Origin of the sequence: Sphingobium sp. B11D3B, from assembly GCF_025961735.1 — a bacterium.
GTDB lineage: Bacteria > Pseudomonadota > Alphaproteobacteria > Sphingomonadales > Sphingomonadaceae > Sphingobium.
This window is the reverse complement of sequence record NZ_JAOQOF010000001.1, coordinates 359,954-372,600: the sequence shown is the minus strand read 5'-3', so window position 1 is coordinate 372,600 and position 12,647 is coordinate 359,954. Positions and strand designations below refer to the sequence as shown.

11 protein-coding genes are annotated in these 12,647 nt (G+C 62.2%); 3 read left to right on the top strand and 8 right to left on the bottom strand.

The features are described from left to right. The first annotated feature begins 20 nt into the window (after positions 1-20). Positions 21-1,244: a helix-turn-helix domain-containing protein gene (locus M2333_RS01775; RefSeq protein WP_264610673.1), complete on the top strand. Its 1,224-nt coding sequence runs from the start codon at positions 21-23 to the stop codon at positions 1,242-1,244. 15 nt (positions 1,245-1,259) lie between these two features. On the opposite strand, the gene M2333_RS01770 is transcribed toward M2333_RS01775, so the two are convergent. The 8 genes from M2333_RS01770 to M2333_RS01735 form a co-directional block, all read right to left on the bottom strand. Then, on the bottom strand, positions 1,260-2,084 hold the full coding sequence (locus M2333_RS01770; protein WP_264570993.1) for an SDR family NAD(P)-dependent oxidoreductase: 825 nt from the start codon (positions 2,082-2,084) through the stop codon (positions 1,260-1,262). 38 nt (positions 2,085-2,122) lie between these two features. Beyond that, positions 2,123-2,998: a sugar phosphate isomerase/epimerase family protein gene (locus tag M2333_RS01765; protein ID WP_264570994.1), complete on the bottom strand. Its 876-nt coding sequence runs from the start codon at positions 2,996-2,998 to the stop codon at positions 2,123-2,125. Between the two features lie 31 nt (positions 2,999-3,029). Next, complete coding sequence (locus M2333_RS01760) at positions 3,030-5,225, bottom strand: TonB-dependent receptor (RefSeq protein WP_264610672.1); 2,196 nt, start codon at positions 5,223-5,225, stop codon at positions 3,030-3,032. Between the two features lie 163 nt (positions 5,226-5,388). Further along, positions 5,389-6,747 carry an aminomethyl transferase family protein gene (locus tag M2333_RS01755; RefSeq protein WP_264610671.1) on the bottom strand — a complete coding sequence of 453 codons (1,359 nt, stop codon included), beginning with the start codon at positions 6,745-6,747 and terminating at the stop codon, positions 5,389-5,391. A 40-nt stretch (positions 6,748-6,787) separates the two neighbouring features. Next, positions 6,788-8,179 (bottom strand): MFS transporter, encoded by a 1,392-nt coding sequence (locus M2333_RS01750; RefSeq protein ID WP_264610670.1) that lies wholly within the window; start codon positions 8,177-8,179, stop codon positions 6,788-6,790. 41 nt (positions 8,180-8,220) lie between these two features. Next, positions 8,221-8,460 carry a lipoyl domain-containing protein gene (locus M2333_RS01745; protein WP_264570998.1) on the bottom strand — a complete coding sequence of 80 codons (240 nt, stop codon included), beginning with the start codon at positions 8,458-8,460 and terminating at the stop codon, positions 8,221-8,223. Then, positions 8,457-9,446: an alpha-ketoacid dehydrogenase subunit beta gene (locus M2333_RS01740; RefSeq protein WP_264610669.1), complete on the bottom strand. Its 990-nt coding sequence runs from the start codon at positions 9,444-9,446 to the stop codon at positions 8,457-8,459. The genes M2333_RS01745 and M2333_RS01740 overlap by 4 nt, the downstream gene beginning before the upstream one ends. Before the next feature lie 12 nt (positions 9,447-9,458). After that, positions 9,459-10,469 (bottom strand): thiamine pyrophosphate-dependent dehydrogenase E1 component subunit alpha, encoded by a 1,011-nt coding sequence (locus M2333_RS01735; RefSeq protein ID WP_264610668.1) that lies wholly within the window; start codon positions 10,467-10,469, stop codon positions 9,459-9,461. Between the two features lie 472 nt (positions 10,470-10,941). Here M2333_RS01735 and M2333_RS01730 point away from each other — a divergent pair, with 472 nt between their 5' ends. Beyond that, positions 10,942-11,769: an SDR family NAD(P)-dependent oxidoreductase gene (locus tag M2333_RS01730; RefSeq protein ID WP_264610667.1), complete on the top strand. Its 828-nt coding sequence runs from the start codon at positions 10,942-10,944 to the stop codon at positions 11,767-11,769. 31 nt (positions 11,770-11,800) lie between these two features. Next, complete coding sequence (locus tag M2333_RS01725; protein ID WP_264610666.1) at positions 11,801-12,577, top strand: SDR family NAD(P)-dependent oxidoreductase; 777 nt, start codon at positions 11,801-11,803, stop codon at positions 12,575-12,577. The last annotated feature ends 70 nt before the right edge of the window (positions 12,578-12,647 follow it).

Sequence of the window (12,647 nt, the reverse complement as noted above, 5' to 3'; positions counted from 1 at the left end):
CAAACCTTTCAAGATAGAGCTTGGAGGATGTTGCAGTCCAACGATTTGAAATCGTGCCTAAAAAAAATGGGAAATATGCACGGAGATCGAACGGGACGTTAGCCATTCCGAATGGCACCCGATTTAATTTGACATGTCAAATTATAAGTTCAGATTTGCCTCCTGCTAAGGACATTTCGAGGTCAGGCAGTGCTTCCTGGGAGCGCGACGACCGATCCCTAGGCAAGCTCAAGCGCCGCACGGACGCAAAATTGCGACGGCAAGAAGGAGAGAGGACGATGGTGTCATTACGCGAAGCGAGCGGCTCTGAGCGCGACGATCGCTGGGCCAGCACCGGCCTGTCGGACACTGGCGCCTTGTCCGCCTGGAACGACGTCATGTCCAGCAGTGTCGCTGAAATGTGCATCGATACCAACCATCGGGCGAACTTCAGGGCGCAATGGGTCCGGTTTGGCCTTGGGCCTATCGACATCAACAACTTCCGCACAGCCGAGCAGACGATTTCCAGAAGTCAGGCCATGGCGCGCCGGTGCTCCGAGGAGGTTTTTGCGCTGTCCTACATGCAGCAGGGCACGGCAGCATTGCGCCACGCCGGCATCGATCTGCATGTTCCGGAAGGCAGTTTTTGCATGGTCAGCCATGCGTCGCCCTACAGCTTCCAGTTTCCGCGCGGGGCAATAGCGTTGACGGCGCACATGCCGTCCTCCTGGTTGCGCCGCTGGGTGCCACAGCCCGAAGCGATGCTGGCCCGAACCTTCGACGCCAGTCTGTGGGGCGGCGCACTGGCGGCAATGCTTTCGGCTATCGACCAGAACGGACTTGAAGATGCGGCACTGTCGCGATCGTGCATTGCCGACCAGCTTGGTGCGTTTCTTGCGTTGATGAATGGCAATGTGACGACAGGCGAAACCTTGCATCAGGGCAAGCTCTTCCGACGCGCCATCCAGATCATGCGCGACCGGTTCGACGATCTGGAGCTTAGCCCGGCGACACTGGCAAGCGAGCTGAACATCTCCAAGCGCTATGTGCACAAGATCTTCGCGGGCAACGACACAACCTTCGGGGCGGCGTTGCTTGAGCTGAGGCTTTGTCGGGCAGCAGAGATGCTTACCGACCCGCGCTATGGCATCTATCGGGTCGCGGATGTCGCCTATGCCTGCGGCTTTTCGGATTCGAGCCATTTCGCGCGAAGGTTTCGGGATCGGTTCGGCGCGGCCCCGCTGCAATTGCGCAAGGGGCACTAAAGGGGGCCGCAGAGCCTATCCCTCGATACCGCGCAGCGAGACGCCGCCATCGAGCACGATTTCAGCGCCCGTCATGAAGTCGGATGCGTCGGAGGCGAGATAGAGCGCCAGCGGCTTGAACTGATGGGTCTCACCCATGCGGCCGAGCGGCACGCCAAGATCCCACACCGCGCGAACCTCCGGATTGTGGAGGACACCGCCACCGATATTGGTCACCACAGAGCCCGGCGCGATGGCATTCACCCGAATGCCGAAGGGGGCCAGCTCGCGCGCAAGCTGCCGCACGAGATGCTTCACCCCTGCTTTGGCGGGCATATAGGGCGTCGCGACGATCGGAACCGTGATTTCGGACGCGTTGGAACTGGTGGCGATCAGCGAGCCCCTGCGTCCATGCTTCTTCATCAGCCGGACTGCGTGGCGGAAGGTGAAGAACACGCCGTCAAGATCGATCGCGATGGTCTTGCGCCAGTCGTCCACCGAATAGGTGTCGATCTGGCCCGAGGCAGTCCGCTGGCCGTCAAAGCCCATATAGCCTTCGCCCGCCGCCATGCCGGCATTGGCGAACACAATGTCGATGGCGCCGAAGGCGGCTTCATGGTCGTCAAAGGCGCGCCGCACATCCTCGTCATTTGCCACGTCCATCCCCGCATGGCGGACTGTGAAGCCAGATGCCGCGAGGCGCTCGGCTTCCTTCGCCGCAGCCTCTTCATCCATGTCGGCAATCGTGACGCTGGCACCGCCCTCGGCGACGGCCTCGACATAGGCCAAACCAATGCCTGAAGCGCCGCCGGTAACCAGCGCGGATTTCCCCGCGAGCGAAAAGCGGTCGAGTAAAGTCATGCTGATCTCCAGTTGAGGATGGCCTGGCTCAGAAAGGCTCAGACGATCTCAGAGCGCGCTTCTGCGATGACCGTTGCGGTCTTGGCAAAGCTCACCTCGGCCATCCGGTCGAGCGGCCACTCCCTGAAATATTCGTGCATGACTTCCACGCCGATCGGACCATCATAGCCCAGGCTCCAGATCGCGCGGAGGAAGCCGACGATATCGAACTCGCCATCGCCCGGCAGGCGCCTGCGATTGATGACCGAATCCATGAAGTCGACCGGCTTGGCCAACACGCCATCGTTGATTTCGACGCCGATCAGGTCCTGCGGCGTAAGCTTCTCCACCAGATCGGCCAGCGTTGTCCCGGTACGGACCACGTGGAGATTGTCGATCATGATGCCGCCGTTCTTCGCCCCGGCGCCGCGCGTCAGCGACAGCACATGGTCGAGGCTGGGAAGGTGGGAAAATCCCGCCGGGAGCATCTCGAACAAGATCTTGGTGCCGCGCTCCGCGGCTTGCGCGCAAAGCGTGGCGAATTCCTCGGTCATCCGGTCCAGCGGCGTGCCGTCATTATCGAGGTCCGCCACCTTGATGTGGTTCGCCCCGAGTGCTTCGGCCGCATCGAGCAGCAAGGCGCGGCTCTCGTCGGACGCCGCGCGACGCTCTCCTGTGCAATACCAGTCGTTCAACCATTCGACTTCGATATGGGCGATGCCATTGGCCGCCAGCATCGCCTTGACCTCGGCAAAGCCATGCCGCTCGCGCAGGACGGCCAGATCGGAATGCCAGAAGCCCATCCCGGTAAAGCCCGCTCGCGACGCGCATTCAATGCGGTCGCGGATGTTGTGGTGGCACAGTTCCTGCACCACCGGTGCCGTGCCGGCCGCCAAGGTCCAGTATGATCCGAGGATATTCACATCGTTCAACATATCAGTTCCTTGGCGATCGTTGCAGCAGGGCTCAGTACCGATAGTCCAGCGCGATTCCGAAGATGCGGGGCGGATCGTAGCTGATGTTGATGGTGCCGTCGGACAGGGTCGAGCTGTAGGTTCCCACTGCCTTGTCGGTCAGGTTGGTGCCGAAGACCCGCACCGAGTAGTGATCGTCGGCGGAGGTCCAGGCCACGGCGGCGTTCAATTTCGCGAACGGCGCCTGGGACACGATGTTATTGGCCTCGAAGAAATAGCGCGACGAGTAGATACCCGTGGCGTTGAACGCGATCTTCGATCCGTCCGACATGTCCAGCGTGTAGGTGGCCGACAGGTTGCCCTGAAGGCGTGGCGCCTTGGGAATGCGGTTTCCGCTGGCATCGCCGGGGAAGGACGCCACACCGCCATTGGGGCCGGTGAACGGTGCGTTGGTGAACTCCTTGAACTGCGCGTTGGTGTACGCGAGGCTGCCCGCCAGATTGAAAGCCGGAGAGATGCGCGCATCGAAATCGACCTCGGCGCCGTAGATTCTGGCTGACGCGCCGTTGATGATCCCAGTCGCGGCGAGGCCGACCTTCTGCACCTGGATGTTCTTGTAATCATAGTAATAAGCCGCGAAGTTCATCCGCAGACGATTGTCCAGCAGGTCCGTCTTGAGGCCCAGTTCATAGGCATTGAGCGTTTCGGGCAGGAAGGCGGGATCGGTGGAAAATTGCGTGTTGAATCCGCCGCTCTTGAAGCCGGTGTTGAAGGAGGCATAAGCCAGCACCTCCGGCGAGAACCGGTGATCAAGCGACACCCGGAAGGTGGGCTTCTTGAACGAAATCTGGTCATGTGGGGTGGTCCCCAGCAAAACACTGGCAGGACTGCCGAACGCAATGGCCTCGGTACGGCCATCGATCTCGCGCTGTTCGTAAGTGTAGCGGGCGCCGACGGTGAGCTTTGTTTCGGGTGTCAGGCTCAGAGTGCCCTGGCCATAGCCCGCGAGCGATTCGGTCAACTGGTTGCCGAACAGCAGCACGGATTCAAACGGGCCAAACAGGTTGTTCGGCACATCCCGCGAGAAGACTTGCGAAGGATCATAGATGCCGCGGGCGCGGAAGTAATAGACGCCTGCCGTCCAGGTCAACGGACCGGCACCTCCGGACGAAAGCTGCAGCTCCTGACTGAACTGACGTTCCAGATCGACCAGATTGCCCTCGAAATGCGGCACCGGCGTGAAATCGATATCCCAGCGCAAATTGGTATTCGAATTGCGATAGGCGGTAATGCTGCTCAGGGTCAGATCGCCAATATCCTGATCGAGCTTGAAGCTGACACCCCAGTTGCGATTATCGACCCGGGGCACGGCATCGCCATTGAGATCCCATGGATCGCCAGGCGTATTGGGCACGCCGAGGAAAGTCGGAAGATTCGTGCCCGGGAACACCCGCTGGCCGTTGAAGGAATTGGCCATGTCCGTGAAATCGCCAATCAGGCGCGCGCGCGTGGTGTCACTCAGCTCGAACAGCCATTTGGACCGCACGCTGATATTGTGGATATTGCGATTCACCTTGTCGCCGGTCGGCACGTTCACGCCCCAGCCCCTGTCCTGCGTGCTGGCGGAGACGGAGAGATCGGCCGTGATGCCATTGGAAATGGCGCCCGCGACATAGGCATTGCCCTTTGTCGTGAGGTAATTGTCGACGCTGACGCCCAGCCGCAGGTCGAGATTGCGTGAGGGGTCGCCGGTGACGACCTGGATCAGGCCACCCGTCGCGTTGCGGCCGAACAGCGTGCCCTGCGGCCCCTTGAGAACCTCGATGCGGCTGATGTTATTGAAATCGAACAGTGCCGAGGTCGATGACGCATAATAGACCCCGTCAACGTAGATCGACACCGGCGTCTCGATGCCGGGGCCGATGGCCGTGCTGCCGACGCCACGCAAATAGGTGATCGCAAAGCCGACGGCACTGGAGACGCTCAGGCTGGGCACGACCTCGCCGAGCGCCTGCACGCCCTCGATACCGCGGATTTCCAACTGCGCCGCCGTCTGCGTTTGCACCGCGATCGGAACGTCCTGCAATCGTTCCTCACGGCGCTGGGCCGTCACGATGATGTCGCTTTCGCCTGCGGCGGGCGCGGCGGCCTGCGGCGCCGGTGAGTCGACGGCTTGCGCGACCGCATTGGTCGACACGCCACAGCAGAGCGAGGAAACGAATGCGATTCCAACAAATGACCTGATCATGGTTCTGGCCCCTCCGGACAGTCCTTGCGGACGTTATTATGTGTGGTTCTTGATAGGGTGTTTCGCGGCTGTCAGCGCGGGTGGCGACGCACGAAAATGCGCTCCACGGTGCACTGCCGCCTTCCCCCCCAATCGCCTGCACTCGGGAGGAAAGCGGTGTGACTCAACGTGACCGATATTCCTGAGCCGATGCCGAATAGGGCCAGGGAAGAACAGTGGCCCGCACATCCTTCTGGACATGGCGCTCGACACCCGGCTTGGACGATCCGCCACCGGGCTCGCCCCACAGGATCGAAACTTCCTCGCCCATCTCCGTGTCGGCGAGGGTAGCAAGCGAGATCCACTTGCGCTGCACGGATAGGTAGCAGGGATAGGTCGACAGGCCGACGCGCTTTCCGCCCTTTGTCACGCTATCATAGGGGTGCGCGGCATAGTGCGCATTCGGCATTTCCATGAACTTGGCGTTCGTGCCGTCCAGCAACTGGCTGGCGTAAATGGCGATGGCATCGTCTGCATTCCATTCCAGCGTGACCTTGCGGCGATGTGGCTGGTCGACCATCTTTTCCAGAGCCGAGCGGCCGATGAAGTCATGGTCGAATTTGATCAACCGTCCGTAGTCGAGATCCCAGGGCGAGAGATAATAATCCTCGATGTTGTCGGAGACGAAGCTGCCGCCGATGGAGGCGTTAGCTTCAAATCCATTGCCCGGCAGCCATTCCCGGTAGGCGCGCATATTTTCGCCCGAATAGATCGCCTGCAGCGGGGACGGGATCCAGCCCGCCTCGACCGCGCAGGTGCCGTAGGCCCGGCCGCCGACGAGCTTCAGCCCGAATTCGGCGCCCGCTTCGAGGATCTTGGCGCGGACATCGTCGCCCTCATCCCACGGCCCCCAGAATTCAAGGCCCGGCGCACCGGCGAAGGAGTGGGCCAGCGCTCTGGCCTTATGTCCTGCCACGGTGATTTCCGTCATCTGGAAGAATTTGGGCTTGTCGATCGGCCCGCCATTCAGCTTCTCCAGCAGCGGCCAGGCGTTGGGGCCTTGCAGCTCGAAGCGGTACGTTTTGCGCGGCTGCGGATTGGAGATGGAGCGCTCGTCCCGCTCGGTCTTTACGTCATAGCTGCCGGTGGAGGCGATGAATTCGATCCAGTTGGCCACGGCGGGGCGACCGACGATGTTCACCTTGTCATCTTCCAGCCCGAAGAGGATCATGTCGCCGATCAGATAACCGTCGTGGTTGCAGCAGATGAGCTGCTTGCCCTTGTTGCGGCCATAATTCTTGAACGAATTGACGCCGACCTCGGAGAGCAGCCTTATCGTGTCCGGCCCTTCGACATACAGGTCGGTCATGTGGAGGGACTGGTCCAGCAGGCCAACGGTTTCGTGCCAGGAGCGCTGCTCGTCGCGCCAGTTGGTATACTCGCTTTTGACCGGGTACTGATAGGCACCCACGCTCACATCGCGCAGCCATTTGGCGGGATTGCCGAGTTGGTCGATCTTGTCCTGAAGCGACTTGAATTGCATGACATCCTCCGAAGTAATTGATCAGTTAGCGTGATTTGTTTCAGGGCCGCGCCGGCATGGCGGCGTCATCGCCGCGTCCCGCGCTCACCTTGCGCAGCAGCAACAGGCCGCCGAACAGGAAGATCAGCCCGGCGGTGAGCCCCGCCCGCTGGCTGGCGAACAGCTGGGTGAGGACGGCAATCGTCAGCGGGCCGAGGAACGAGGTGGCGGTGCCCGACAGGGCGTAGATGCCGAATAGTTCGTTCAGCGATTCCCGGGGCGCGATCTTGGCCAGCATCGCCCGGCTGGAGACCAGTCCGGCGGTCACGAAGAAGGCGGCGAGCCCTTCGGCAAAGAAGAACGCCTTGTCCGCGATGCGCGGATACAGACTGCCGGTGGTATCGGGATCGGTGGCCATGAACAGGACGGTGTCGGGGCCGATTGTCACCAGAAGCAGGTTGGACACCACACAGCCAAGGATCGCGATCTGCAGGGCCGATTTCGATCCCAGCCGATCATCCAGAACGCCGCCGAAGAGCGATCCGCCCACCGCCACGACGCTGAGCACAAGGCCCATGACAGAGAGCTGGACACCGCTCCACCCGAGGACGCCCGAGCCGACCACGCCCATGAACATCATGAGGACGATGAAGCCCTCGTTGAACACCATGCGGGCGATCAGATAATGCAGCACATCGGGCATCGACCGCAGGCGCGTTATGGATCGACGCAGACGCTTCAGCCCGTCGCCCACCACCTTGCCGAGCGGCAGTTTGTTGGCCGCAGGGTCTGAAACCTTGAGCAGGATGGGCAGCGAGAAGGCCAGCCACCAGAGCGCCACGACCGGGGGCACGAAGCGCTCGGTTGGCCACGCGCCGTCGCCATGGACGAGGGTCCGGTCTGCCAGCAGATACGCACCGAACAGGATGATGCCGGCCCCGTTGGCCAGGGCGTAAGCCAGACCACTAACCCGCCCGAAGCGGCTTGAGGGCGCAACCTGGGGCAGCAGCGCATTGTAGAAGATGGACGACAGTTCGTAGCAGATATTGGCGACCACCAGCGCGGCGGCGATCAGCAGCACGCCACCGCCCAAATCGGGCCGTGCCAGTGTCAGGATTGCCGTCGCCGGTACCGCCACCGCGATACAGGCGAGTAGGAAGGGCTTTCTGCGCCCGCCCGCGTCGGCAATGGTGCCAAGCAGGGGCGCGCACAGCGCGACGCACAGCGCCGCCGTGGAGAGGATATAGCCCCACAGCGCCTGCCCCCACACCGGATCGCCCACCACCCGATTGGCAAAATAGGCGGAGAAGACGTAGATGTTGATGAGTACGTAGAATGGATTGCGGGCAGCCTCGTACAGCGCCCAGGCCATCTGTGTTCCGCGGGATTGCGTGGACGCGCGCGTGCCCTCTGCCGCGCCCGTTGTGGGCGCGGAGTGGATATAATCACTCATGGTGCAGTAATCCCGTTCGTCAGGTCGCCCGCGGCGACCGATCAGCCCACTTCAACAATGCATACCGCTTGTCCGACCTCGGCGATCTCATCCTCCGGCACGAGGATTTCGACCATCGTGCCATCGCCTGTCGCCTCGATCACTTGCGTGACCTTCTCGGTCTCGATCTCGTAAAGCGGTTCGCCTTCCTTGATCGGATCGCCCGGCTGCTTGTGCCAGGTCACGATCGTCGCCTCTTCCATGTTCATGCCGTAGCGCGGCAGCTTCAGTTTCACTTTCACGCCGTCACCCCACGCAATTCACCGCAGATTGAAAGGGCCGCAGTGACCACCTTGTCCTGGTTCGGGAAAACGGCCATTTCGGCCACGCCCGAATAAGGCATCGACACATTGGGAACGGTCACCCGCTTAATCGGCGCTTTCAGCGACGAGAAGCAGCTGTCGGCCATGAGCGCCGCAATGTGGGACGCGGCGCTGCAGCGATCCTTGGATTCATCGACCAGCACCAGTCGCCCCGTCTTGCGGACAGAGGCGGCGATACCCGCCTCATCGAGCGGAACCAGCGTGCGCGGATCGATGACCTCTGCGGATATGCCATGATCTTCCAGTGCGCGTGCAGCACGGAGCGCCGGGCGCACCATGGTGCCGATGGCGCAGATAGTCAGATCGGTCCCTTCACGGTGGACCGCAGCCTTGCCGAAGGGGACCAGATACTCGCCGTCCGGCACCTCGCCGCTGTCGCCGCCGCGCCCGCTCGCCTCAAGGAAGAAGGTAGGGTTGTTGCCCCGAATGGCCGTGGTGAGCAGGCCCTTGGCATCGGCCGGGGTCGCCGGCGTCGCCACGTTGACCCCGCCGATATTCATGAGCGTCGGATAGGGCGTGTCGGAATGCTGCGCGGCCAGCGACCGCCCGCCGCCATAGCCGGCGATGATGGTGATGGGGAGATTCATCTGCCCGCCGGTCATCATCCGCAGCTTCGCCATCTGGTGAGCGATCGCGTCCATGCCGGTGTAGACGAAGTTGCCGAACATCAGGTGCAGGATGACCCGCCGCCCTGCCGCCGCCGCACCGACGGCCATGCCGGTCAGCGAGGCTTCACAGATGGGGGTGTTGTAGACGCGGTCCGGTCCAAACCGGTTGTAGACCTCGCGGGTGTCGCCAAAAATCGCCAGCTCGACATCTTCTCCGAAGAGGATGATGTTCTTGTCGCGCTCCATCTCATCGAGGAAAACCTGGTTGATTGCCTGGATATAGCGTTGCTTTGCCATGATGATCTGTCCTCAGGGCCGCTGGCCGGAAAAGGTGATGTCGAAGACAAGCTCCGGATCGGCATCTTCGCTCTCCAGCGCGAAGGCGACCGCAGTCTCGATCTGCGTCAGGACGCGGTTGTTGACCTGATCGAGATCGCTCTGGGAGGCGCCGCCTTCCGCGAGCAGCCGGGTGGCAAAGCGCAGGATCGGATCCTTGTCGGGCGTCCGCCAGCCCTCGATTTCCTCCTGGGTGCGATAGGTGTAGCCACCCAGAAAGGCTTCCTCAGCCTCAAGATGGCCGTGAATGCGGTAGGTCTTGGTCTCGATTAAGCTGGGGCCGCCGCCAGCGCGCGCCCGGTCCACTGCCTCTGCCATCGCTGCCTGCACCGCCAGCACATCATTGCCGTCCACGGTGACCGCCGGCATACCGACGGCCCGGGCGCGATCGGTAAATTCGCCGGCCGTCACCCGGTCGGTGATGGTGAATTCGGACAGGCCATTATTCTCGAGCACCCAGATGACCGGGAAGCTCCACACCGCACTCATGTTGAGGCTTTCCATCAGCACGCCCTGATTGGCCGCGCCATCGCCGAACAGGCAGACCGAGACGGCGGCCTCCTTGGCGACCTTGATCCCCATGCCTGCGCCTGCGGCAATGGCGATACCGCCGCCGACGATGCCGTTGGCGCCGAGGATGCCCTTGCTGACATCCGCCACGTGCATCGATCCGCCCATGCCTCGGCAGATGCCGGTCCGCTTGCCCCAAAGCTCGGCAAACATGGCATTCAGCTCACCGCCCTTGGCCAGAAAATGGCCATGCCCGCGGTGGGTACTGGTGATGAAGTCGCGGTCTTCCAGCACGGAACAGACCCCAACGCCCGAGGCTTCCTGACCGATGTAGAGATGCACGCCGCCCGGCAGATTGCCAGCCTGTGCCTCCTTGCCGAGGCGCTCTTCCGCACGGCGGATCAGCAGCATCCGCTCATAGAGCGCCAGCCATTCGGCACGCCGCCTCTCGTCAACATTGGGAAGGTCGCTCACGCTTCTCTCCATTTGCATCCCCGTTTCGCCCACGGGCTTTTCGAGGCTTTTCAATTCACCGGACCGCGAATGGCAAATCCCGTGTCCGCGATCATAAACCGGACGCCCTATCGTTGCCATCCAGCTTACCGGTATCTCGCTGGACCTGTGCGTATGACGGAGAACAAACTTCGGTATCTGCGTGTATCCTACACCTTGGTCGGTCCGGCCCAGTCTTGCCCGAACTCCAGCTGGAACGGCTAAATACCGGGCTTTCCGTGCAAGATTTCGCGGAGTCATCAGCCTCCCGAACGCTGTCCTCCGCGCGCCGCAACGCCCATGGCGGACTTGTTATGAGCGGCCCGAGCGCGGCATATTGACGGAAGACCAGGTCGGTCCTGAGCAATGCCACGGTCTATGAGACGGGCGGCTCAGATCGGCACCATGGCATGGCGGTGGCAGATACGCCGCCTGACCGGAGAGGAGAGGCGCATTGAACTCCGTAACCAGCAAGTTCGACGTTGAGGGCCGTTCGGTGTTTGTGACCGGAGGTGGCGCGGGGCTTGGCCTCGCTTATGCCGAGGCGCTGGCCGAGTGCGGTGCAAAGGTCACCCTGACGGGTCGCAGCAGCGCCAATATCGAGGCTGAGGCCGCCCGGATGCGTGATCTGGGCTGGACGGTCCATGCCCATCAGCTCGACATTAGCGACGCCACAGCAGTAGCCGCCGCCATTGATGAGCATGTCGCGCGGTTCGGGAGCCTCGATGCTGTCTTTGCCAATGCCGGGATTGGCGATGGCCCGGGCTTCTGGGACGCAGCCCATCAACGGCGCGTGCCCCAAGGCGAGATAGAGAATCTGGCACAGTCAAGCTGGGCACGCATTCTCGACGTCAATCTCAACGGCACGGCCTACACCGTATCGAATGCCGCGCGCGCGATGAAGGTGCTGGGCCGGCCCGGGTCCATCGTCGTGACGTCATCTGTCGCCTCCACCATGGCCTTTCCGACGATCGCGACCGCCTACATGGTTTCCAAGGCGGCCGTCTCCCACCTAGTCCGGCAGGTCGCGCTGGAGCTGGCGGAATTCGGCATCCGTGTGAACGCAATTTCACCGGGCATGTTCGTCACCAACATCGGCGGCGGCTATCTGGCGGACCCGGCAGCCCGCGCGGCCATGGGTAAATATGTGCCGATGGGACACATGGCCGATGTCCACCAGATCAAGCCACTGGCGCTCTACCTGGCATCGGACGCGTCGGATTTCATGACCGGCGCGGAACTCCCCATCGATGGCGGGGTACTGCTCGGTGCCTTTAAGTGATCGGATGGAGGCCCCAGTCGGGGCGCATCGCATGAGCGTCACCTCACACGCCCAAACGCTGAGCGGAAAAACGGCACTCATCACTGGGGTGGCCGGTAATATCGGCCATGCCACGGCGCGGGAAATGGCAGCGCGCGGTGCCCGGATCATCGGCATCGATCATCCAGAGGCGGATGCCAGTGCCATCCAGCAGAGTTTCGCGGCCGACCCCTCCTTCGCGCTGATCCGCGCGGATGTGAGCCGAGAGGCTGACGTGAAGGCCTATGTGGAGGCCGCCCGGGCGCTGGCACCCAGCATCGACATCTTCTTCAACAATGCAGGCATCGAGGGACCGCAAGCTGCCATTACGGACTACCCGACCGCAGCATTCAGCAGGATCTTCGAAGTGAATGTGCTGGGCGTCTTCCTCGGGCTGAAATATGTGCTGCCGGAGATGCAGCGGCAGAAGAGCGGGGCGATCATCAACACCTCTTCCATCGCCGGACTGGTCGGGGCTGCCAATATGTCCGGCTACATCATGTCCAAGCACGCGGTCCTCGGCCTGTCCCGCACGGCCGCCCTCGAAGCCGCGCCGTTTGGCGTGCGCGTCAATTCAGTGCATCCCGGCTTTATCGAGAGCAGGATGTTGACCGACATCGTCCACCGGCTGGGCGCGCCGGATACCGATGCGTTTTCAGCGACTGTCCCCCTTAAGCGGCTCGGCTCCGTCGATGAAATTGCCAAGGCCGTCGCCTTTCTGGCGTCCGATGAGAGCAGTTACATGACGGGCCACGCGATGGTGCTGGACGGCGGGTTGACCGTTGGCTGACGCGACATGAGCGCCAATGACATCGATAGGGCGGGGGCCAGCCGCAGTGTCATCGTTTTGCGGCCGGCCT

Coding starts and splice junctions, on each gene's coding strand:
- M2333_RS01770 (WP_264570993.1), bottom strand. CDS start 2,084: ATGACTTTACTCGACCGCTTTTCGCTCGCGGGGAAATCCGCGCTGGTT.
- M2333_RS01765 (WP_264570994.1), bottom strand. CDS start 2,998: ATGTTGAACGATGTGAATATCCTCGGATCATACTGGACCTTGGCGGCC.
- M2333_RS01760 (WP_264610672.1), bottom strand. CDS start 5,225: ATGATCAGGTCATTTGTTGGAATCGCATTCGTTTCCTCGCTCTGCTGT.
- M2333_RS01755 (WP_264610671.1), bottom strand. CDS start 6,747: ATGCAATTCAAGTCGCTTCAGGACAAGATCGACCAACTCGGCAATCCC.
- M2333_RS01750 (WP_264610670.1), bottom strand. CDS start 8,179: ATGAGTGATTATATCCACTCCGCGCCCACAACGGGCGCGGCAGAGGGC.
- M2333_RS01740 (WP_264610669.1), bottom strand. CDS start 9,446: ATGGCAAAGCAACGCTATATCCAGGCAATCAACCAGGTTTTCCTCGAT.
- M2333_RS01725 (WP_264610666.1), top strand. CDS start 11,801: ATGAGCGTCACCTCACACGCCCAAACGCTGAGCGGAAAAACGGCACTC.